This is a genomic window from bacterium, from assembly GCA_018812485.1.
In the GTDB taxonomy this organism is placed as follows: Bacteria; JAHJDO01; JAHJDO01; order JAHJDO01; family JAHJDO01; genus JAHJDO01.
The window spans coordinates 1-21,625 of sequence record JAHJDO010000011.1 but is presented as its reverse complement, the minus strand read 5'-3'; the positions used below and the strand labels follow the sequence as shown (position 1 = coordinate 21,625).

The window sequence follows — 21,625 nt, the reverse complement described above, 5'->3', positions numbered from 1 at the left end:
TTATCTCTGGCACTTTCTTTCCCACGCCTTTGCATATTTAGAGAACGTATAAAAAGCGCCTAATGTGCACACTACTATTCCCACCGCTCCGTCCAAAAAACCCATTTTAAGAATATACATTTTGAAGAACTTACCAAAAGGCCATAGAACTAAATGAAATATTCCTATCCTATGTTTCCTCTTTAATATCTCTTTAGCAGCCAAATCAGTATATTTATTAAACTTCTGGAAATAATGTTCCAGATTACGATATGGCTGATGAATCAGATCTCCGCACAAATAGCCTTTTTTCCCCTTCAACTCAACGCTTGAACCTAATTCTCTATCTTTGTATACTGCTTTCTCACACTGAAATAGTCGCAAGACATAATCAGGATACCATCCACAATAGTTAACTGGTTTTCCTAAAAAATAATTCTTGCGAGTTATGTAATAGCCATTCAGAGCAGGCCTGCTTTTTATAAGCTTTTCTATATTCCTGGATAACTCAGTTGTTACTGCTTCGTCAGAGTCAACCACCAATATCCAGTCATTCGCTATCTTCTTCAGTGCCCAATTCAGTTGTCTTCCATAGTTTACGTACTTGTTATAATATACTCTGTCAGTATACGTTTTAGCTATTTCAATTGTTCTGTCTGTGCTTCCGGAATCTACTATAACTATGTCGGTTATCCATTTAATGCTTTCAAGACATTTCTCTAATGTGTCGGATGAATTATGGGTTAAAATTATTGCGGATAAATTAGACATATTGCTTCCTTGATAAGTTTTGAAGAATCTCTATACCTTTATAGAGCACTTTATTCTCTGCAGCATAACAGATGCGAAAATGGGTATTTCTTTCTGAAAACACACTTCCTGGTATGACTAATAAATTGTTCTTCACAGCTTCGTTAATAAATTTTTCATCAGTCACCCCATTTGGAATCTTTACAAACATATAAAATGCGCCTTCCGGTTTTAATATCTCAAAATAATCCTTTAAGCCATTATACATCAAATCTCTTTTCTCTTTATATGAATCTATTAAGTGAGCTGTATTATAATCCATGGCTTTAAGCCCACTATATTGAACAATTGAAGGGGCACAAACAAAAGTATACTGCTGCAATTTAATCATCTCATCAATCAGCCATTTCGGACCCCCAGCCCAGCCAAGTCTCCATCCTGTCATAGCATAGGTCTTTGAAAATCCATTCAGCACCAATGTGTTTTCATAGATTTCTGCAATTGAAATAGAATCTTCCCCGTAAACAAACTCATTATAAATTTCATCTGAAATTATAAGAATATTGTGTTTCGCAGCTATATCCGCAAGATTTTTTAACTGATCTTTGCTATATACGGCTCCTGTTGGGTTGCATGGACTGTTTATTACAATAATTTTGGTTTTTTTAGATATAACCCCTTCAATCTTATCAACAGGAATATTAAATGATGGGTATGTATCAATAAACACGGGGACACCTCCAACTATTCTGACCAAATGTTTATACATTACAAAATAAGGGTCGAATATAATAACTTCATCACCAGGATTAATGAGACACATAAAAGCCAGTAGAAGCAGTCCTGATGTACCAGAACTAATCATTATCTCCTCAAGACTTATATTCCTTTTCTCTTTTTGCTGAGCCTTAATCTTTTCCCTCAATTCAGGTATACCCTGAGTGAGTGTATACTTATTCAATCCATTTTGAATTGCTTGTATGGCAGCTTTTTTGATCTCTTCCGGCACATCAAAATGCGGCTGGCCTATACTCAGATTTATCGGATTTTTTAATTTAGAAGCCAAAGCAAAAACCTTCCTTATTCCAGAAGAATCTATTAAAGACATCCTCTCAGCAATTGCACTGTTCATTAAGCTTCACTCCTTCTATGTTAAAAATCCAAAATCAGCGACTTAGGCAAGCATTGATAGGAACGAAATTGGAATAGCATTCAGTAAATCAGTTTATTATGTCTCATTAATTTTTTCTAAATAATCAATATCGTCTAAATCTTTATGTCGCTTACTCGCTTTTTTGTTTTTTATTAAGTCTTCATAGGAAATGAAATCAACTTCGGCATTCTCTATTAATACTGTGTTTTTATTTTTATAGCATTCTTCAAAAAGAACACCATCAATGGAAGTAACAATTTCAAGTCTAAGTGGAGGAACCCCCATTCGAATTATCTGTGCTTTTTTCAAGAAGAAATCTTTTTTTATTTCTTGAGAAGTAAATCCAAATTCATGCAATGCTTCCACCAATTTTAAAGCATTATTTTCGTGAATTGCCACCCATATATCCATATCACCAGTTGCGCGAGGATGACCATAAAGACCTACTGCATAACCACCAATGACAAGATACTCAATCTTTTTTGAGTGGAGCAATTGTATAAATTCTTTGAAGTCTTTCGGAAAGGTTATCATAATTAAACATATGCTTTCTCATCGTTTCAATACATTGAAGTCTTTCTATATAAGATTTTGTTTTCCAATATGTATCGTCATCATTTTTTCCTAAAGGTAAAACCTCAAAATACTTTTTATCCATAACAACTTTATAGTATCATACTTTTATGAACAAAAATAGCAATAAAATGCAAATGCGTACACAATATTGAGCTTCACTCCTCCAACAACTTCAAAACAGCAGGTTCCAACACATCTAGCTTTTGCAAGCCAAATCCCTTTCCATATATTCTGCCCTGCCTATCAATCATAAATATAGTCGGAAAACTTCTAACACCTCCATATAGCTCATATACATACTTCTCCCCTATAAGAACTTTATATGTTATGCCAAATTTTTTCGTGAACAACTTTGCAGAATATAAACTCTCTTCATCCATTACAACTGCCAGAATTACAACACCTCGTTTATCATAAACATTTTTTATATACTGCAAGTATTCTGCCTGTTTTTTTGAAAGAGGATCCCAACTATACCAAAACTCCAGAATAACAACTTTGCCAATGAATGAAGAAAGAGATACTTTGTCCCCATCAAGACTCGTTAGCGTAAAATCCGGGGCTTGAGGATGTCTGTCAAGTGTTACCCGTGGCTTACTTCTGGCACATGATGTAATAAGAAAACATACACACACCGCCAACCCAATTATAGTCCTGTGATAAATATTCACTGAACTCCTTTAAAGAAAAACCCGAAATCCTAAATCCGAAACTCGAAACAAATTCTAAATTCAAATTTTCAAAATTCAAAACATTGTTTTGGACATTTGGATTCCTGTCATTTGATATTGTTTCGTATTTCGTGCTTCGAATTTAACATTCTTTATAATGTCTCTGTAACTGCCTGAATAGAATCATAGGTTATCTTTAGAATCTGACTAAGTTCTTTAATTCTAATACTCAATGGAGGTATTAAGACAATGACATCTTCCAGAGGGCGAATAATCAATCCCCTTTTTCTAGCCTCTAGAATCACTTTATGCCCTATTCGCGCTCCTAGAGGATATCGTTTCCTGCTATCTTTGTTCTCAACCAACTCAATTCCTATTATCATCCCACTTTCTCTAATATCTCCTACATGAGCCAGTTTATTAAATCCTTTAAGCCCCACCTTTAAAAATTCTATCTTTTCTTCCAGAGATTCAAGAACTCTGTCTTCTTCAAAAATTCTTATATTTGCCAATGCAGCTGCGCAGGCAAGAGAGTTTCCAGTATAACTATGTCCGTGATAGAAAGTTCTATGCTCATCGTACTGCCCCAAAAACTGATTATAGATTTCTTCTGTAGTTAATGTGGCTGCTAGAGGAAGATATCCGCCTGTTATCCCCTTAGACACGACCATAATGTCGGGTCTCACTTTTTCATGCTCACAAGCAAACATCTTTCCTGTTCTGCCAAAACCTGTAGCTACTTCGTCTGCTATCAAGAGAATACCGTGCTTTTTACATAATTTGCTTACTGCCCTCAGAAAACCCTTTGGAGCTACTACAATTCCACCTGCGCACTGCACTAACGGCTCTATAATTACACCAATAATTTTTTCGTGTTTTTGCTCCAGTATATTTTCTAATCTCCTTAAACAAGCCATATTACATAGCCGAAATGTTTTTGAGCATCTATAACAATATGGATATGGTACTTTAAAGCTACTAAACAAAAGCGGTTTATATTTCCTATGAAAGAGATCCATGCCGCCAACACTAACTGCGCCTAAAGTATCTCCATGATATCCTCCAATAAAGGAGACAAACTTGTTTTTTTGAGATTCTCCCTTCTGCTGCCAGTATTGAAAACCTATTTTTAAGGCTATTTCTATTCCTGTAGAACCATTATCAGAGAAAAATACCCTTTTAAGATTCGGAGGCGTAATCTCAACAAGTTTCTTAGCCAGACATATTGTCTGCGTATTGGACAATCCAAGAAGCGTTGTATGAGACACCTTCTTAATTTGTTTTATTATTGCTCTGTCTATCTCTTTTTTTCTGTGACCATGAATGTTACACCAAAGAGATGAAACACCATCAAGATACTTTTTGCCGTCAATATCAATAAGAAAAGAATCATACGCTTTCTCTATTATAACTGGTTCCTCTTTTCCATACTCCTGCATCTGAGTAAAGGGATGCCAGATATGGGCCAGATCAATCTGCTTAAGCTTCTTTTTTATATCCTTATGCATCAATCACCTTTAGCTATGCTTACAGCTACTTCTGCTAATACCTGATTGGAATTAATAAATGGCAGAACGACTGTTTTAAAATCTACCACAAGCGGGATCTCAGTACATCCACCTATTATAAGTTCTGCACCATTGTTTATAAGATTATCAATTGCATTATAAATTAGCTTCTTGCTCTTTCCTTCCAAACATCCGCATTTTATTCCTTCTCTGCCGAATATTGCTTCAGTAACCATGTCCTGTACTCTCTCATCAGGTTTGATTACCTCTATACCAAAAACCTTTAACTCTTTCTGATACAACCCTGCTTTTATTGTACCTACAGTAGATAGTAACCCTGCTTTCCTAACAGCTGGGAATTCTTTGTGAATCTTTTTTGCCACTTCTTTTATCATATGAATTATCGGAATTTTAAGATGACCCTTAAGTTCATCATAGAAGAAATGCGCTGTGTTGCAAGGAATTATAATAAAATCTGCTTTTGCCCGCTCAAGCATTTTCCCAGACTCTATTAACGCAGAAACAGGGCTCTCGCCCTTTCCGAATATTGCCTGAGATCTGTCTGGAATCTTGGGATTATTATCAATAATTATATGAATATGTTCCTGATCCTCTTCAACGGGAGTGAGTTGTAATATTCGGCGAAAAACGTCAGATGTTGCTGCAGGGCCCATTCCGCCCAGAATACCGATTATTTTTTCTTTGTAAATATTCACTGAACTCCGTTACATAAAAATCCGAAATTCTAAATCCGAAACTCGAAACAAACTCTAAATTCAAATTTTCGAAATTCCAAACTGTTTCGAATTTTAGATTTTGGTTATTTGATATTGTTTAGTATTTCGTGCTTCGTGCTTCGAATTTACACTGTTATCTATATTTCTCATCTATAGCTCTAGCAACTCTCTTGCCTGCTCCCATAGCCTCAATTACTGTGGCTGCACCTGTTACAATGTCTCCTCCAGCATATACTCCCTCAAGAGAGGTTTCTCCTGTAATATTATCAGCAACTATATTCCCCTTTCTAGTTAATTTCAACCCGGGAGTCATAGATAAAAGCAGAGGATTTGGCCCCTGCCCAATTGCAATAACTACTGTATCTATATCTACTAAATACTCTGATCCATCTATGGGAAGAGGTCTTCTTCTTCCTGTATCATCAGGTTCTCCAAGTTTCATTTTGAGGCACTTTACCTGCTTAACCCAACCTTTCCCGTCCCCTATTATCTCAATAGGCAATGTAAGCAGATCAAGTTCTATTCCTTCTTCCTCTGCATGATGAATTTCCTCAGCTCTTGCAGGCATTTCAGAACGCGAACGGCGATAAATTATGCAAACCTTTTTTGCCCCAAGACGTCTCGCAACTCTTGCTGAATCCATGGCCACATTCCCTGCTCCAACTACAGCAACCTTCTCTCCTATCTTGATTGGAGTGTCATATTCAGGGAATCTATAAGCCTTCATAAGATTTGCTCTTGTAAGAAATTCATTGGCAGAATAAACACCATTATAGTTTTCACCCGGTATTCCAAGAAAATACGGAAATCCTGCACCTGTGCCAATAAACACAGCTTTATAGCCTACGTCAAATAATTCCTCAATTGTAATAGTCCTTCCAACTATAATATTTGTCTTGATCTCTACTCCCAAATTTTTAACATATTCTATTTCATAATCAAGAACATCTCTCGGCATCCTGAATTCAGGAATGCCGTATCTTAACACCCCTCCAGGCGCATGCAGGGATTCAAAGATAGTTACCTTCCAACCAGCTTTTGCAAGGTCTCCGGCGCACGCTAACCCGGCTGGCCCTGCCCCTATAACTGCTGCTCGTGGTCTATCATCTATAGTCTGTGGTCTATGGTCCATGGTCTGCGGTCTATTTTTTTCCCCCCAGTCTGCAACAAATCTTTCTAACCTCCCAATTGCAACAGGCTCATTTTTTTTCTTCAAAGTACACACTACTTCGCATTGTGTCTCCTGAGGACAAACACGACCGCAAATAGCAGGAAGATTATTCTTCTCTCTTATTCTATCTAGCGCCTCAGAAAATTTGCGTTCTGCAACAAGTTCTATAAATCCCGGAATATCTATTTCTACAGGACATCCTGCCATACACGGAGCTTTTTTACATTGCAGGCATCTTTTTGCTTCTGCAACTGCCTGATCCTCATTATATCCAAGAGCAACTTCATTAAAGTTTTTTATTCTCTCCTGCGGCAGCTGTTCAGGCATTAAGAGTCTTTTTTGCACCTGCATGGCTCCTTCTCTTCGTCCAAAAATCTGGCATTTCTGTTTGTCAGCTCGTCAAAATCAACAAGATGCCCGTCAAATTCAGGTCCGTCAACACACGCAAACTTTACCTCATCCCCTACAGTCACTCTGCATGAACCGCACATACCTGTTGCATCCACCATTATAGGGTTAAGATTAACAATTGTCGGAATGTTGAACTGCTTTGTCATAAGACATACAAACTTCATCATAATTATAGGCCCAATAGCTATGACCAGATCTATCTTGCTTTCTGTCAATATCTCTTTTAACGGATCTGTAACAACTCCTTTTCTTCCATATGAACCATCATCTGTTGTAATAAACAATTTATCACTGATCTTCCGCATTTGGTCTTCAAGAATAACCATATCTTTAGCTCTTGCTCCAATTATTGAGAGAACTTCGTTCCCTATTTTTTTTAATGCCCTGGCTTCAGGATATATAACCGCTACGCCGACTCCTCCTCCAATACATACAACTGTCCCAATCTTCTCTACTCTTCCGGGATGCCCAAGAGGCCCTGCAACATCAATTAAGTAATCCCCTTTTTCTAACATTCCCAATTTTTTTGTTGTTTTTCCAACCTCCTGAAATATTATGGTAATACTGCCTGTTTTTGAATCAAAATCATTTATTGTAAGAGGTATTCTCTCGCCTGTTTCGTCTATTCTAAGCACTATAAATTGTCCCGGCTTTGCTTTTTTGGCTATTTCCGGCGCTGAGACTACCATGCTCTTTATTTCTTTAGATAACTGTTTTGCATCTAATATTTCAAACATATTGAATCGCCCTCTTGCTTAAAAAATCCGAAATCCGAATATCGAAATCCGAAACAAATTCAAAACTCTAATTCTCAAAATCCTAAACATTGTTTTGAACATTGGCATTTTAGTCATTTATATTTGTTTCGTGCTTCGTATTTCGTGCTTCGTGCTTTGAATTTAATATACTTTAGCATTTATCAAATTACAAGCGCAAAAATTTTCTATGATACAAATAAAATATCAGATATAATGCTTATTAGATTCTTCAAAAAAGGAAAGGAGAAAAAGGGGAAATGTTAAAAGCAGGATTTTCAAAGATAGACATCACTCCAGATATTGGATGCTATCTTCAAGGGCATTTTGATGTAAGAATAGCTAAAAAAATCCATGATCCATTATTTGCTAAAGCCGCAGTATTTGATGACGGCAAAAACAAAATTTGCATAGTTTCATGTGATTTAGTTGGAATGGAGAAGGAGGAAGTTAAATCTGCCAGAAACCTCATAGAAAAAGAAACTGGAATCCCTGATGAGAATATCATTATCTGCGCGACACACACACATACAGGTCCTTCATTAATATATAAAAATGACCCTGGAATTACACATGGACTGGATGAAAAATGGCTTACAGCGTTACCATCAAAAATAGCTTCTGCAGCAATACAGGCAGATTGTTCAACTAAAGAAACAAAAGTAGCATGCTTGAGTGGAGAAGAGCATGGTGTTTCCTTTAACCGCAGATTTATAATGAAAAATGGAAAAGTCATAACAAATCCCGGAATAGGAAATCCTGATATTGTTAAGCCTGCCGGACCAATTGACCCTGAAGTGGGAGTTTTGGCTTTTGGAGAAGGCTATAATAAAATTGATGGGCTTATAGTTAATTTTGCTCTGCACACAGATACTGTTGATGGATATGAGGTATCGGCAGATTTCCCGGGAGTCATAAACAATGTTGTTGCGAGAGAAATGGGAGATATAGGATTTGCTTATACTTCAGGAGCTATGGGCAATATCAATCATCATAATGTAAAAGGAGACCCAAATAAAAAATACGAATATTTTGAACATGCATTACGCACAGGAAGAGTTCTAGGTTCTGAGGTAATTAAAACTGTTGCAAGAATGGAGAAATTCAGAGAGGATGTTACCGTTTCAGGAGAAAGAATTTCGCTAAAACTTCCTTTAAAAGATTATGATGAGAATTCTATCCGGAAAGCGAGAGAAATAGTATCAAGTAAAAAAAATTACGCAGGTTCAGATTGGCCTGGACATATGGAAGAATTTCTTGCGAGCCGGGGATTGCTCAGAGCTCAAGAGCTTGGCAAAGGTGAATACACCACAGAAATTACTGCCATCAGAATAGGAGATACAGCATTCGTAACTGTACCATGTGAATATTTTGTAGAATTCGGGCTTGAGATAAAAGAAAAATCTCCTTTCTCAAAAACTTTCATTATAGAACTCGCTGGAGATTACCTTGGATATATCGCTAGAAAGGAATCTTTTGAACAGGGAGGATATGAATCAAGCGGGGCAGCTTTCAAGCCCGAAGCAGGTTATATATTAAGAGATAAAGCAGTAGAATTACTTAATAAACTATATAAAAGTGAATAGTGAGGAGAAGAACATATGAGTAAAGAACAACTTGCAATAAACGGAGGAGAACCAGTTTGCAAAGAATCATTCCCAAAATGGCCACATTTTGAAGAGGAAACAATTCAGGCCGCAATGGGTCCCTTAAAAAATGGAAAAACTAATTACTGGACAGGTCCTCTGGGAATGGAATTTGAGAATAAGTTTGCCCAGTGGAACGGAGCAAAATTCGGTATATCCGTAATGAACGGAACTGCTGCGCTGCATACAGCAGTTTCATGCCTAGGAATAGGACCCGGAGACGAGGTAATATGCCCTTCATATTCCTTTATAGCATCTTCTTTTTGTATTCTTCAGGCAGGGGCTATACCAATCTTTGCTGATGTTAAAAAGGAAAATCATACAATTGACCCTTTGAGCATTGAAGAAAAAATAAACAAAAAAACTAAAGCCATTCTTGTTGTGCATCTCTACGGTATTGTCTGCGATATGGATCCAATTATGGAGATTGCAAAAAAGAATAACCTCTTTGTAATTGAAGACTGTGCACAATGCTTCGGAGGAGTTTACAAAGGTAAAAAAGTCGGCACCATAGGCAATGCCGGAGCGTTTAGTTTCTGCCAAACTAAACACTTCACTACAGGTGGTGAAGGTGGATGCACAATTACAAATGATGAAGACCTGTCATGGAAATGTAAGTCATTCAGAGACCATGGATATAACATCCCGGCAAGACTCAAAGCCCAAGCAGAGGGCAAGAGGCTCCCATATATTCACGAGATGGTCGGCTTTAATTATAGAATGACAGAAATGCAGTCAGCTATAGGACTAAAAGAGCTGGCAAGACTTGACAGCTATCATTTAAAAAATAGAAGACGAAACGGAGAGATGATAATAAAAGCATTATCCAATCATAATGCGATTAAGTATTTACCGCCTCATAAATCTGACAGATTAAATGCATTCTGGCTCTTTCCAATTACACTGAATATGGATAATTTGACATGCGATATTCAGACCTTTGTAGATTCTATAGCAAAAGAGGGCGTTCCTGTTATGCCTGTTCAGTGGTGGCAATCCTACAGGGAAAAAGCATTTACTGATCATATGGGCTTTGGCACAGCTAAATTCCCATTTGAGTCAAAGGAGTATACACGAGCTGAAGCAGTAGACTATTCAGGCTTTATATGCAAAAATGCTTCGTGGCTTGAGCAGAGAACATGCACCTTTCCTGTTCATCCAGTGTATGAAGAAAAACATATTCAATACATGATAGATGCATTCAAAAAAGTCGCAGAAGCATATATGCGTTAATGGGAGATAAATATGGCTATTATTAAACCTTTTAGAGGCATTAGGTACAATAAAGAAAAAATACAGAACCTAGAAAATGTCGTTTCGCCGCCGTATGATGTGATCCCTGAACAGGAAAAAAGAGACTATCTTAATTCCAGCCCCTATAATATCATCAGACTTATATTGCCTGAGTCTGACGGAGAAAATGATAAATACAACTCCGCGCGTAATCTGCTCAATCAGTGGTTAAGCTCTGATATTATAAAAAGAGACGAATGTCTCTCAATATACATATACCAGCAGATTTTTAGTATTGATGGAGAAGATATAATAAGAACAGGTTTTATATGTTTGCTGAAATTGGAAGAATTCAAACATGGAACTATTCTGCCGCATGAGAAAACATTGAGCGCGCCTAAAGAAGACAGACTGCGCTTAATGAACGCATGTAAAGCGAACCTCTCTCAAATATTCGGATTATATCAAGATACAAATCATACTATATCTCAAATACTCAAAAAATACACTTCCGACTCACCTATTATAGATATTACAGATATAAAAGGAGAAAAACATAAACTATGGGCAGTTCGGGACAAAAATGATATTGCTGCAATTACCAGCGTCCTAAAAAATAAAAAGGTTTTTATTGCTGACGGGCATCACAGGTATGAAACAGCTCTTAATTATAAGAAAAAATTAGCTGAAACTAATAGTGCGCATACAGGTAATGAACCTTATAACTTTATCATGACGTACCTATGTGAAATGAATGACTCAGGTCTTGTTGTTCTCCCAACACACAGGCTTATAAAAGATTTACCTGCGTTCCGTAAGGAGGCATTCAAACAAAATTTATCTACCTATTTTGATGTAATCCAGACTAATAAAAAAGATCTGTTCAAATATATGGAGAAAAACAAAGATAAACATGTATTTGGCCTATACATGGGAAAAGGAGAATTTTACGCATTAAGTTTGAACAAGGGGTTTCAACCCTTTGTTCAAGAAAATATACCTGATGCATGGAAAGAACTCGATGTTGCAATCCTGCATAAGGTAATTATTGAAAACATACTCGGAATTACAGAAGAGGAAGTAAAGAGCCAAAAGAACATAAAATACGTATCTGACAAAGAAGAAGGCATCAGACAAATAGATAATGGTTCCTATGAGCTTTTATTGTTCTTAAATCCGACAAAGCTCAGCCAGATTAAGGATATATCGCTTAAAGGTGAAGTTATGCCTCAAAAATCCACATATTTCTATCCTAAATTGCTTACTGGACTGGTAATTAATCAATTATGAAAATAGCAATAGTCCATGATTGGCTCACAGGTATGCGAGGTGGAGAAAAGTGTCTGGAGATATTCTGCGAGCTGTTTCCTGACGCTCGAATCTTTACACTTGTTCATATACCTGAAAAAATAACAGATACTATAAACAGAATGAATATCAAAACATCCTTTATTCAGAACATGCCTTTCTCAAAAACAAAATACAGAAATTACCTGCCTCTTTTTCCTATTGCTGTAGAGTCATTTGATATGCGTGGATATGACATTGTCCTGAGCAGCAGCCATTGTGTTGCTAAAGGCGCCCTAACACCTCCTGAAACCTATCATATATGCTATTGCTACACGCCAATGAGATATGCATGGGATATGTATCACGAGTATTTCTCCCACGAGCGGCTCGGTCCTGTTTCCAAGTTTACCGTGCCTTTTTTTATGAACCGCATAAGAGTATGGGATGAAGCGTCATCCCGCAGAGTAGATGATTTTATCGCTATTTCAAAACATGTTGCAACAAGAATTAAGCATTATTACAGAAGAGAATCAAGCGTTATATATCCGCCTGTGGACACTGATTTCTATACACCGATGCCTGAGACAATGTCTCAGACAATGTCTCGGGGTAAAAACTTTTATCTTATGATCTCAGCTCTAACCTATTACAAAAGAATTGATATAGCCATTAAAGCGTTCAACGAGTTAAAACTGCCCCTTGTAATAATCGGCAGCGGCCCGGAAGAAAAAAGGCTGAAAGCCTTAGCAAAGCCTAACATAACGTTTTTAGGCTGGCAGCCTGACAATATACTGCACGAATACTATGCTATGTGCAAAGGTTTTATATTCCCGGGCAAGGAAGATTTCGGCATAACTCCTATTGAGGCCCAGTCATGCGGCAAAGGAGTAATTGCTTACGCCGAAGGCGGCGTTCTGGAAACAATTAAACATGGTCTAAATGGAGTTCTATTTAAAGAACAAAATCCGCATTCTTTGATTGAAGCTGTACGAATATTTGGAAAAATGAGATTTGACAAAGATAAAATACGCCAAAACGCTCTTCCTTTTAACAAGCAAAGATTCAAGAAGGAAATTAAGGATGCGATTATGAATAAATTCGAAGCACGAAGCACGAAATACGAAACAATATCAAATAACCAAAACACAAATGATCAAAACAATGTTTAGGATTTTGAAAATTCGGATTTCGGATTTGTTTAGGATTTCGATATTCGGATTTCGGATTTCGAAGGATGGTTAAAAATCCAAAACAGTCTCCATTTATAATACTCTCTGTGATTTCAGATACCCTAATGACTGCAGTATCCTTCTTATTAGCTTATTATATCCGCTTTTACATACACAAGGTTCCTGCAGAATACATTCCTGCTTTCCATCCTTATCTAAAACTGCTGATAATTGTAATCCCTATCTGGCTGATATCTCTTTCATATCACGGATTGTATAAACAGAGGAATTCTTTCATTTCACCGATTGATAAAGTGTACCTCATCTTTAAAGCAGTCTTGTTTGCCACTCTGGTTTTAATGGCTATAACCTTCCTGTACCGCCAGTTCTCTTATTCCAGATTAACATTTGCGTATTCTTCCGGACTTAATTTCCTGTGTATTACGCTTATGGGCGTTGTGATTAGGAAAATACAAGTAACAGCTATAAAGAGAGGCTTTGGCATTAGAAATGTAATTATTGTCGGCACAGACGAAACCGCAAAAGCAATAGCGTCTAAAATCCAGAAACATATTGCGCTGGGCTACAAAATAATCGGGTATATTTCAGATAAGGAAATTGCTTCTTCAGAAAGCAAAAATAATCCAGAAAATCTGGGACCAGAAATTCTAGGAAGAATCTCCGAAATCCCTGAAATAGCGAGAGAAAAAAAAATTGATAAAATCATCTTTGCATCACCTAATGTGTCAAACAAAGACACTTTAGACATCATATTAAAATGCACTGAGCTAAACGTAGATTTCACCATTGTACCGGGTCTGTATGAAATTGTAACAAGCAAAGTAAATGTGGCTGACATAGACGGCATACCTGTAATAGGGCTTAAGGAGTCCCCTCTTCAGGGTTTCAATCTTTTCCTGAAAAGAGCATTTGACCTGATATTGTCCGCTGTACTGCTGATCATACTTTCCCCCTTATTATTAGCTCTTTTAATAGCTATAAAGCTGAATTCAAGGGGTCCTGTCTTGTACAAGCAAGAGAGAGTCGGTCAGGACAATAAGATTTTTACTATGTATAAATTTCGGTCAATGCGCATGGATGCAGAAGAACATTCTGGCCCCGTATGGGCGCAGGAAAAAGATCCGAGACGGACTAAAGTTGGCTCGTTCATGCGAAAGATGAGCTTTGATGAACTTCCACAGCTTTTAAATATAATCAGGGGAAATATGAGTCTTATTGGCCCGAGACCGGAGAGACTATTCTTTGTAGAGCAGTTTAAGAATGATATACTGGGGTATATGTCAAGGCACAGGATAAAACCGGGCATAACAGGATGGGCGCAGGTAAACGGGCTGAGGGGCAATACATCAATTGCAGAAAGAACCAAATACGACCTGTATTATATTGAGAACTGGTCTATAGCCTTTGACCTGAAAATCCTTGTAAGAACAATTCTGGAGTTCTGCTTTCATAAACATGCATACTGATGGGACAATTTTCAATTTCTAATTTTAAATTTTTAATCAATTTTTTAATGCTTTAATTATGAATTACGATTTAGAAGAGAGAACAGCAAAGTTTGGTGAAGATATTATTGTCCTTGCCAAGAAAGTGCCCCAAAATACAGTAACCTTGCCTATTATCTCTCAATTGATAAGGGCAGGCACAAGTCCGGGAGCAAATTACTGCGAGGCAACAGGTGCAAGTTCAAAGAAAGATTTTAAAAATAAAATCCATATCTGCAAAAAAGAAATTCAAGAGACAAAGTATTGGCTAAGAATGCTGACAAAAGCTTGCGATGAGGTTAAAGAAGATACAAGAAAATTATGGAAAGAGGCCCAAGAGTTAACATTAATATTTTCAAAGATTATCTCAACCATGAATAAGAAATAATTAGAAATTCTGAAATTAGTAATTGATTGGAAATTAGTAATTGAAAATTAAGAATTTATGTCTAGCGTTTTGGCATGAAAATTGCTTGTTTATGTGTTGGGGAATAAATAATGAGAAATAAAAAAACAGACGGCAGACGACAGACAACAGTAACAGACCGTGGTCTATGGTCCATGGTCTGTGGTCTAATCGGTCTGTTGTCTATCTTAATACTCTCTTTCCCCACTGTGTGTTTCTCGTGGACCCAGACAGACTGGTCAGGCGGGGATTCGCAGTTTTTCTGGTGTGAGACAACCCGATATGATACAGGGGTTAATGTTGTAGGCGATAATCCCGCAGGCGCTGTTTCCATGACAGATACAGGGCTTGTTGCTTTCTGGGGTTTTAACATAGATGGAGATACCAATATTTATGATTTGAGTTCATATGATAATGATGGAGCACTTTATGGTACTGGAGAGCTACTTGAAAATAGAGGAGCTGAAGAAGGCACAACTGACCATTGGAGTGGCTTTGATGGAGTTACTGCTGATACTACACATTCGGGTACTTATGCTTTTTATCACGACCTTACCGGCTCTGCCTTAGGTATTGATTATATTGAAATAGATACAACAAATAAAACATATTATCTTTCAGGCTGGGCTAAAGCGTATGGCGGAGATGGAAGCGTAGGCAAATTGTATCTCGGCTATATTCCTTATGATGAAAATAAAGTTCAGATCGGACCGCAGCATGTTTTACCGTATGCTGCCGGAACGGAGACCACGTTATATGAAGCTTGTGGTACGGACTCTACGATAATTAAGATTGTAGATGGAACCAATTGGGGGGTTTACATCTATGCTTGTGTGGCTTTTGATGTTGATGATTCCGGAAGTTATAACGATTTACCGAATAGAAATGTGAGCAATTACAATATTACCAGAGTCGAAGATATGGGCATCTATTGGGAGGTTGAGTTCAATACGACTTGTGGACAATCCTATTCAGCAGGAACTAAAGTTAGAGAACATAAAGCAGGCAGTACATATATATATAATGCTGCCTCTAACGCTGATGTCGATACCGGTGTATGGACAGAGTATAGCGGAACAATCACAGGAGAGCTTGTTTCTGGAATTTCCCCTGTTACTCAGTGGTGGTCAGGAACCAAATATGCCAGGGTTATAATGCTGCTAAATAGTGGCAAACCCACCCATAGCATGGTAGTTGATGACTTCTCTTTATATTCTGTGCCTCCTACTTATACATGGGTTGATGGAGTATTTGGAAAAGCTTTGGACTTTAATGGTATAGATAATTATGTTGATTGCGAGAGTGGGAGTAGTTTAGATTTTGGCACTGGCGATTTTACTGTGGAGGCGTGGGTTTATCAAAATGAACTCAATTCTTATCAAAGCATTTTCCACAACGGGCAAAGTGCCTTTTCTCAGGATTTATGGATTTCTGCGCATAACGGGGCATTATATGTAAGATTAGATAATGTTACGGAGATAAATTCTGGTAATATTCCAGCGAGTGAATGGGTTCATATAGCTGTAACAAGAGACGGAACGGATGTTGATGGATATATTAATGGAATTTTTACTGCATCAGGAACAAGCAGTGTCGATGTTGGTGATAGTAATGGCAATACCGTTATAGGCAAAGATAATCAAGAATATAGATATTTCGACGGCGCCATTGACGAAGTCAAAATTTATGATCACGCTCTGAGCGCGGATGAAATAGCCGCACATGCAGATACATCAATAATACAGAGTCTGGGAGATAATGCTCCCAGAGGTGTGCTGCTTTCCTCCACATTTGACGCGGATTCGCCTGTTGTGTGGAAAACAATAGAATGGAATGACCCTAGCACTTTAACTAATCCATATGAAAGAGGAGATTCTCGCCTGAGAAAGGATGAGGCAACAGGATTGGTAGGTCTATGGCACTTTGATGAAGGAGAAAATTTAACAGGCGGGACAAGCGCTGATGATTCTACGGTATATGATGAATCCACAAACAGCAATACAGGCATTGTTCACGGCTGTGTGTGGGGAGATGCGTCGGAGGATTCAGCAGTGTTTCAGAGCGCGTTGAGTTTTGATGGAACGAATGATTATGTTGATTGCGGGACTAATAGTGTTTTTAATGTAGGAGATGGAGACCATACTTTTGAGGCTTGGATTTATCCAGCATCAATAACAGGTACTGCTTATCGTTACATTGTTGCGATAGGTAATAATGCGGTTGGAGAACAATCCGCCATTGGAGTAAGAAATTCTGGAATATTTCACTCAGCATATAGTGCTCCAATAATAAATTCTACATATAAATTTCCGTCTGTAAATCAATGGTATCATGTTGCTGTTGTTCATGTAGGTGGAGAAACAGATAAAGATTATTTATATATTAATGGTGAATTCAAGGAGTCTCAAGATATAATTATTGGTGCTACTACTGGTAAATGCCGAATAGGTTGCAGTGTAGGTCATAGCTCATTTTTTGACGGCGCAATTGACGAAGTCGCCATCTACAGCCGCGCAAAAACAGCTGAGGAGATCTGGCAGGACGCGCGGGGAACGCAGACGCGGCTCAGGACGCAGACAACATCAAGCATTCTTGACGGAACCGGCGCTGACAGCCCGATAGGCCTGTGGCATTTTGATAATCTGGAGAACAGTTCTACATCAGTAGTTGCCTATGATTCGTCAGTATATGGAAATGATGGAGACTTTAAAGGCACAGGAGAACCTGCTTGGTATCAATGGGGGATGTTCGGGAAATGCGTAGAGTTTGACGGAACAGACGATTATATCCAGTTGCCAGCTTCTAATGTGCTGGCTTCTGACTCTGGCATTACATTAGCTGCTTGGGTCAAAGCAGATGCTTCATATGCTGCAGCTAATCCAGATGCAAGAATCGTAACCATTCACAGAGGCTCAGCGGCTGGTACTGGTTTGAATATTGTAATATATTCTGACAAATGGCAAAGTTATACCCATAATGGAACAACTGGTGCATGGTTGGATAGCGGAGTTACCGTAGATACAGACTGGCATTTTATAGTTGTAACGAATGATGGAACCACTCATAGAATATATGTTGATGGGGCAGAAAAGAATGATCGGGCATTAGGATTTACAGCAGGAACACGTGTAGCATGTATTGGCCATTTCGATGCTTCAGCAGGTCAGACGTATGCATGGAAAGGCCTTATAGACGAAGTTGCAATCTACAACTATGCCCGCTCATCTACTCAAATTGCCATGGATGCGCGTGGCTGGTCGCGATGGTCGCCGTATTACAAGAATGCGGATGAGGACGAGATTGTCCTTTATAAGGATAATTTTAATGATGGAGATGTGGGAATGGGAGGCTATTGGCAGGACTATGGAACAGGGACATGGCTTATAGATAATACTATCTCAGATACCGGGGCATTGAAGATAACAGGCTTAACATCAGGCGATACGGGAATAATACAGGCGAATAATACAAACTGGTATAATTATCAGGTAGAGGCAAAGGTAAAGTTAAAAGCTGGCAGTCAAGCAGGAATTATTTTGAACTATAACCGTACCGGAAGCAATAACGGCTATGCAGCTCTGCTGGATGAGGCTGCAGAGCAGATCGGATTATACGCTATGGATACAAACGGCGTTACTACTGCAGCCCCTCTTAAAACTTATACCTACACCTTAAATGCAGACACATGGTACACGCTCAAAGCTCAGTATGACGGAAGTAGAATCAGAGTGTATATGGGGGATAAAATTTATATTACATATCCTTCTTCTACATCTTTGGTTTATACTTACAAGGGCTACGCAGGGTTAATAGCAAGTACTACAATTGATAACGCGGAGGCTCGCTTTGACGACTTCAAGGTTTTTCCAATAGACCGCTACTGCCGCTACGAAGCGACACTTACGGATAATGTGTGTAGAGACACCACTCCGTATCTCTACTGGGTCAGACTGACATATGAGGACACAACAAGCGATGACAGTATATGGAGCAGGATTATTCAGGACAGGTATACATATTCAACTCTTACTCCAAGAGATACTAGCATAACACCAGCTGAGTTTAATTATACGGATATAGACGGCGCAGACACAGTTTGGTGCTACAACCTAGAGAATTATGATAACCAGGGCGATAATATAGGCGTTCCTAATGGCGCTATAACAGTCAATGTAGCTACTCCGACAACAGCTTCGAGAGTAGACCTCAGACTCGGTATAAGAAAGACAACCGCTGTCAACTATCCAGACGAGTGGCCTGAGGATATAGATGATTATGATTGGAGCGACTGGAGGCAGTATGAAAGCGGTTACGGAGCGGTAAGCGGAGACACTATAACATGGGAACTCACATATTCAACCACAAATCTTGCAACGGATTTTGCAACAGAGGGAGGATATATCCTGCAGTCAAGGGCTGTATCCTCCGATGGCACAGAACCGGATCCAACAAATTTCCAGCCCAATGATGATAATGACAGGCGCGACACGGCAATAATATATATGATGAGAGATATTACACCGCCCGGTTCTGCAAATACTACAGGGGGAGTGGACGGAACAGCATCGTTATCAGGATACGATTATCTTACCTGCGCAAACAGTGGGACAAATACGTTATGGACAAATGTGGGTGTAAAGAGTGTTATAAGTTATCCTGAAAACGCTACGGCATATACCTCTTATAATACGAATTCCGAATATGTCTGGTTTAATATTGACAGCGTTACGCATGATTCAGGCATAAGGGTAAAGGTTGTTGACCAGAATCAAGCATCAGGCAGAACAACTGACTGTTCAGATCTGGATGAAACTGACTCAAGCATAAGGTATAGGTATTCATTAGACGGTGGAAACACGTGGAATGCGTCAGCTTCAGAAACAAACATAAGCGCTGATATAGCAGAATGGGCATTTGCTGATACGAATATATGGACAGATAGATACATAGTTATAAAAGATGCTCCTGCTGAGGCAAAAACCGCAGATAATAGTGGTACAGGCGCAGACAATTATCGCTATTCAGTTGCCAGTCTTGATCCAGGCGCAAGCGACTATGCTACTAAAGGAGAGAATGTTCTAATTCAGCTTGCGCAAAAAGACAAAGCTGGCAACTGGGGTTATTCGCACAGAGCAGCCACCTATTACGCAACTCAAACTTCGGGCTGTTCTACTACAGGTAAAGGATATTACATTAATGTTGACTTATTAGCGCCAGACCCAAGAATCACAGCGGGTCCAAGGGAAGCGAATTACTCAACATCCGCAAGCTTTGAGTTTGATGATAATTCTGCTAATGACAGCCCGCTGCTCTCTGCATTCAAGACAATGCTGCAGCAGGGACCCACCAAAGCTGACCCCGCTAGTGTTGCCCCCAGTTACAGATCATGGACCTCTTATCAGCCGTGGTCCCCAACATCAGATGAGGGCTCAGCAATATTTACAGATTTAAGTACTACCGCTACTCAAAATTGGTACAGGTGTTTTGTCATGGCAAAGGATGAAGCGCTTAACGAATGCAGCGAAGCAGACAGCGCAGTGTATTATTTCCAGTGCCTTACTCCTGTCCCCAACACAATCATATATTCAGGGCCGTCGGGGATTATAACAAGCCCTACAAGTACATATAGCGCAACATTTAAATTTAAAGGAGAGGGAGGAACACCGTCATACACGTTTGCTTACAGTATTGATGGAAGTGCATGGACGAACAATACTACAGGCACAGTAACGATTTCTTCTTTAGGATATGGCAATCATACTTTTAGAGTGCGAGCCGCAAATAGTGGCGGTGACCCTGTAACTGGCCTCGCATCAGATACAGACCAAACCCCTGCCTCAGTTACATTCACAATCGAAGATCCTGCTCATCCTTCAGCCGTTGCTCCTCCAAGCGATCCTGTGAAGTACTGGAGAGAAGAAAGCGAATAGAAAAGACAATTTTAAATTCTTAATTTTGAGTTTTCAATCAAGTCTTAATTCTTTAATTATGAATGCGAGGTGTATGTTGAGCCTGCCAGCTCCAGTGCGTCGTAAGGGAGACAGGAGAGTGTTTGCTGCGGAGGCAAGACATATGCCGAGCAGACACTTAGAGATTATAAAATTAGTAATTAAAAATTAAGTTTTATGTTATAATTAAGATGAAATTAAGAAAAGGAGTGAATTCTATGAAATATATAGTCCATATAGAGCAGGATGAAGACGGAGTTTTTGTGGCTGAATGTCCAAGTCTGCCTGGATGCATTTCTCAAGGCAGCTCAAGAGAAAAAGCCGAAGAAAACATAAAGGATGCTATTAAAGGATATCTTGAGAGTTTAAAAAAACATGGAGAACCTGTTCCGCTTGGGATTACAGAAGAGATAGTTGAGGTTGCTATATGAGCAGGTTACCTGTGGTATCAGGCAAGGATGTTACAAAGGCTTTTTCGAAGATTGGTTACGAGCTGGATCATCAAACGGGCAGCCATATGATACTTAGAAGAAATGTTTTTCCATACAGAAGATTGACAGTTCCCAATCATAAAGAAATTGCCAAGGGAACCTTGAGAGCAATAATCAGACAAGCTGGACTGACTGCAGAAGAATTCATCAAGCTAATCAAATAAAAACAATTCTTAATTTTGAGTTTTCAATTTTTAATCAAATCTTAATTTTTTAATTTTTTAAT

Annotated in this window: 17 protein-coding genes; 9 read left to right on the top strand and 8 right to left on the bottom strand. The window is 38.6% G+C overall.

Going from position 1 to position 21,625, the window contains the following annotated elements; all coding sequences use genetic code 11:
• The 8 genes from KKC91_00715 to KKC91_00680 all read right to left on the bottom strand — a co-directional run bounded on the left by KKC91_00715 (position 1) and on the right by KKC91_00680 (position 7,693).
• Positions 1-750: a glycosyltransferase family 2 protein gene (locus KKC91_00715; GenBank protein ID MBU0477081.1), complete on the bottom strand. Its 750-nt coding sequence runs from the start codon at positions 748-750 to the stop codon at positions 1-3.
• Positions 743-1,861 (bottom strand): pyridoxal phosphate-dependent aminotransferase, encoded by a 1,119-nt coding sequence (locus KKC91_00710; GenBank protein ID MBU0477080.1) that lies wholly within the window; start codon positions 1,859-1,861, stop codon positions 743-745. Before KKC91_00710 ends, KKC91_00715 begins: the two co-directional genes overlap by 8 nt.
• Before the next feature lie 96 nt (positions 1,862-1,957).
• Positions 1,958-2,416 carry a hypothetical protein gene (locus KKC91_00705; GenBank protein MBU0477079.1) on the bottom strand — a complete coding sequence of 153 codons (459 nt, stop codon included), beginning with the start codon at positions 2,414-2,416 and terminating at the stop codon, positions 1,958-1,960.
• A 197-nt stretch (positions 2,417-2,613) separates the two neighbouring features.
• A complete protein-coding gene (locus tag KKC91_00700; protein MBU0477078.1) occupies positions 2,614-3,129 on the bottom strand; it encodes a TlpA family protein disulfide reductase in 516 nt (171 codons plus the stop codon).
• Between the two features lie 152 nt (positions 3,130-3,281).
• Positions 3,282-4,637 carry an adenosylmethionine--8-amino-7-oxononanoate transaminase gene (gene bioA, locus KKC91_00695; GenBank protein MBU0477077.1) on the bottom strand — a complete coding sequence of 452 codons (1,356 nt, stop codon included), beginning with the start codon at positions 4,635-4,637 and terminating at the stop codon, positions 3,282-3,284.
• Positions 4,637-5,311 carry an amino acid racemase gene (locus KKC91_00690; protein MBU0477076.1) on the bottom strand — a complete coding sequence of 225 codons (675 nt, stop codon included), beginning with the start codon at positions 5,309-5,311 and terminating at the stop codon, positions 4,637-4,639. The genes bioA and KKC91_00690 overlap by 1 nt, the downstream gene beginning before the upstream one ends.
• Before the next feature lie 196 nt (positions 5,312-5,507).
• Positions 5,508-6,896, bottom strand: a complete 1,389-nt coding sequence (gene gltA / locus KKC91_00685) for an NADPH-dependent glutamate synthase (protein ID MBU0477075.1) — start codon at positions 6,894-6,896, stop codon at positions 5,508-5,510.
• Positions 6,872-7,693 carry a sulfide/dihydroorotate dehydrogenase-like FAD/NAD-binding protein gene (locus KKC91_00680; GenBank protein ID MBU0477074.1) on the bottom strand — a complete coding sequence of 274 codons (822 nt, stop codon included), beginning with the start codon at positions 7,691-7,693 and terminating at the stop codon, positions 6,872-6,874. The genes gltA and KKC91_00680 overlap by 25 nt, the downstream gene beginning before the upstream one ends.
• Before the next feature lie 278 nt (positions 7,694-7,971).
• On the opposite strand from KKC91_00680, the gene KKC91_00675 reads away from it, so the two are divergent.
• The 9 genes from KKC91_00675 to KKC91_00635 all read left to right on the top strand — a co-directional run bounded on the left by KKC91_00675 (position 7,972) and on the right by KKC91_00635 (position 21,563).
• Positions 7,972-9,297: a neutral/alkaline non-lysosomal ceramidase N-terminal domain-containing protein gene (locus KKC91_00675; protein MBU0477073.1), complete on the top strand. Its 1,326-nt coding sequence runs from the start codon at positions 7,972-7,974 to the stop codon at positions 9,295-9,297.
• A 15-nt stretch (positions 9,298-9,312) separates the two neighbouring features.
• Positions 9,313-10,590, top strand: a complete 1,278-nt coding sequence (locus KKC91_00670; protein MBU0477072.1) for a DegT/DnrJ/EryC1/StrS family aminotransferase — start codon at positions 9,313-9,315, stop codon at positions 10,588-10,590.
• Between the two features lie 12 nt (positions 10,591-10,602).
• Positions 10,603-11,880, top strand: a complete 1,278-nt coding sequence (locus KKC91_00665; GenBank protein MBU0477071.1) for a DUF1015 domain-containing protein — start codon at positions 10,603-10,605, stop codon at positions 11,878-11,880.
• Positions 11,877-13,049 (top strand): glycosyltransferase, encoded by a 1,173-nt coding sequence (locus KKC91_00660; protein MBU0477070.1) that lies wholly within the window; start codon positions 11,877-11,879, stop codon positions 13,047-13,049. Before KKC91_00665 ends, KKC91_00660 begins: the two co-directional genes overlap by 4 nt.
• A 65-nt stretch (positions 13,050-13,114) precedes the next feature.
• Positions 13,115-14,536 (top strand): undecaprenyl-phosphate glucose phosphotransferase, encoded by a 1,422-nt coding sequence (locus tag KKC91_00655; GenBank protein ID MBU0477069.1) that lies wholly within the window; start codon positions 13,115-13,117, stop codon positions 14,534-14,536.
• A 58-nt stretch (positions 14,537-14,594) separates the two neighbouring features.
• Complete coding sequence (locus tag KKC91_00650) at positions 14,595-14,942, top strand: four helix bundle protein (GenBank protein ID MBU0477068.1); 348 nt, start codon at positions 14,595-14,597, stop codon at positions 14,940-14,942.
• 110 nt (positions 14,943-15,052) lie between these two features.
• Positions 15,053-20,890, top strand: coding sequence for a LamG domain-containing protein (locus KKC91_00645; protein MBU0477067.1), 5,838 nt, complete (start codon positions 15,053-15,055; stop codon positions 20,888-20,890).
• A gap of 236 nt (positions 20,891-21,126) precedes the next feature.
• The gene (locus tag KKC91_00640) at positions 21,127-21,339 is read left to right on the top strand and encodes a type II toxin-antitoxin system HicB family antitoxin (GenBank protein MBU0477066.1); all 213 of its coding nucleotides are present in this window, start codon (positions 21,127-21,129) and stop codon (positions 21,337-21,339) included.
• Positions 21,336-21,563 (top strand): type II toxin-antitoxin system HicA family toxin, encoded by a 228-nt coding sequence (locus tag KKC91_00635; protein MBU0477065.1) that lies wholly within the window; start codon positions 21,336-21,338, stop codon positions 21,561-21,563. Before KKC91_00640 ends, KKC91_00635 begins: the two co-directional genes overlap by 4 nt.
• Positions 21,564-21,625 lie beyond the last annotated feature (62 nt).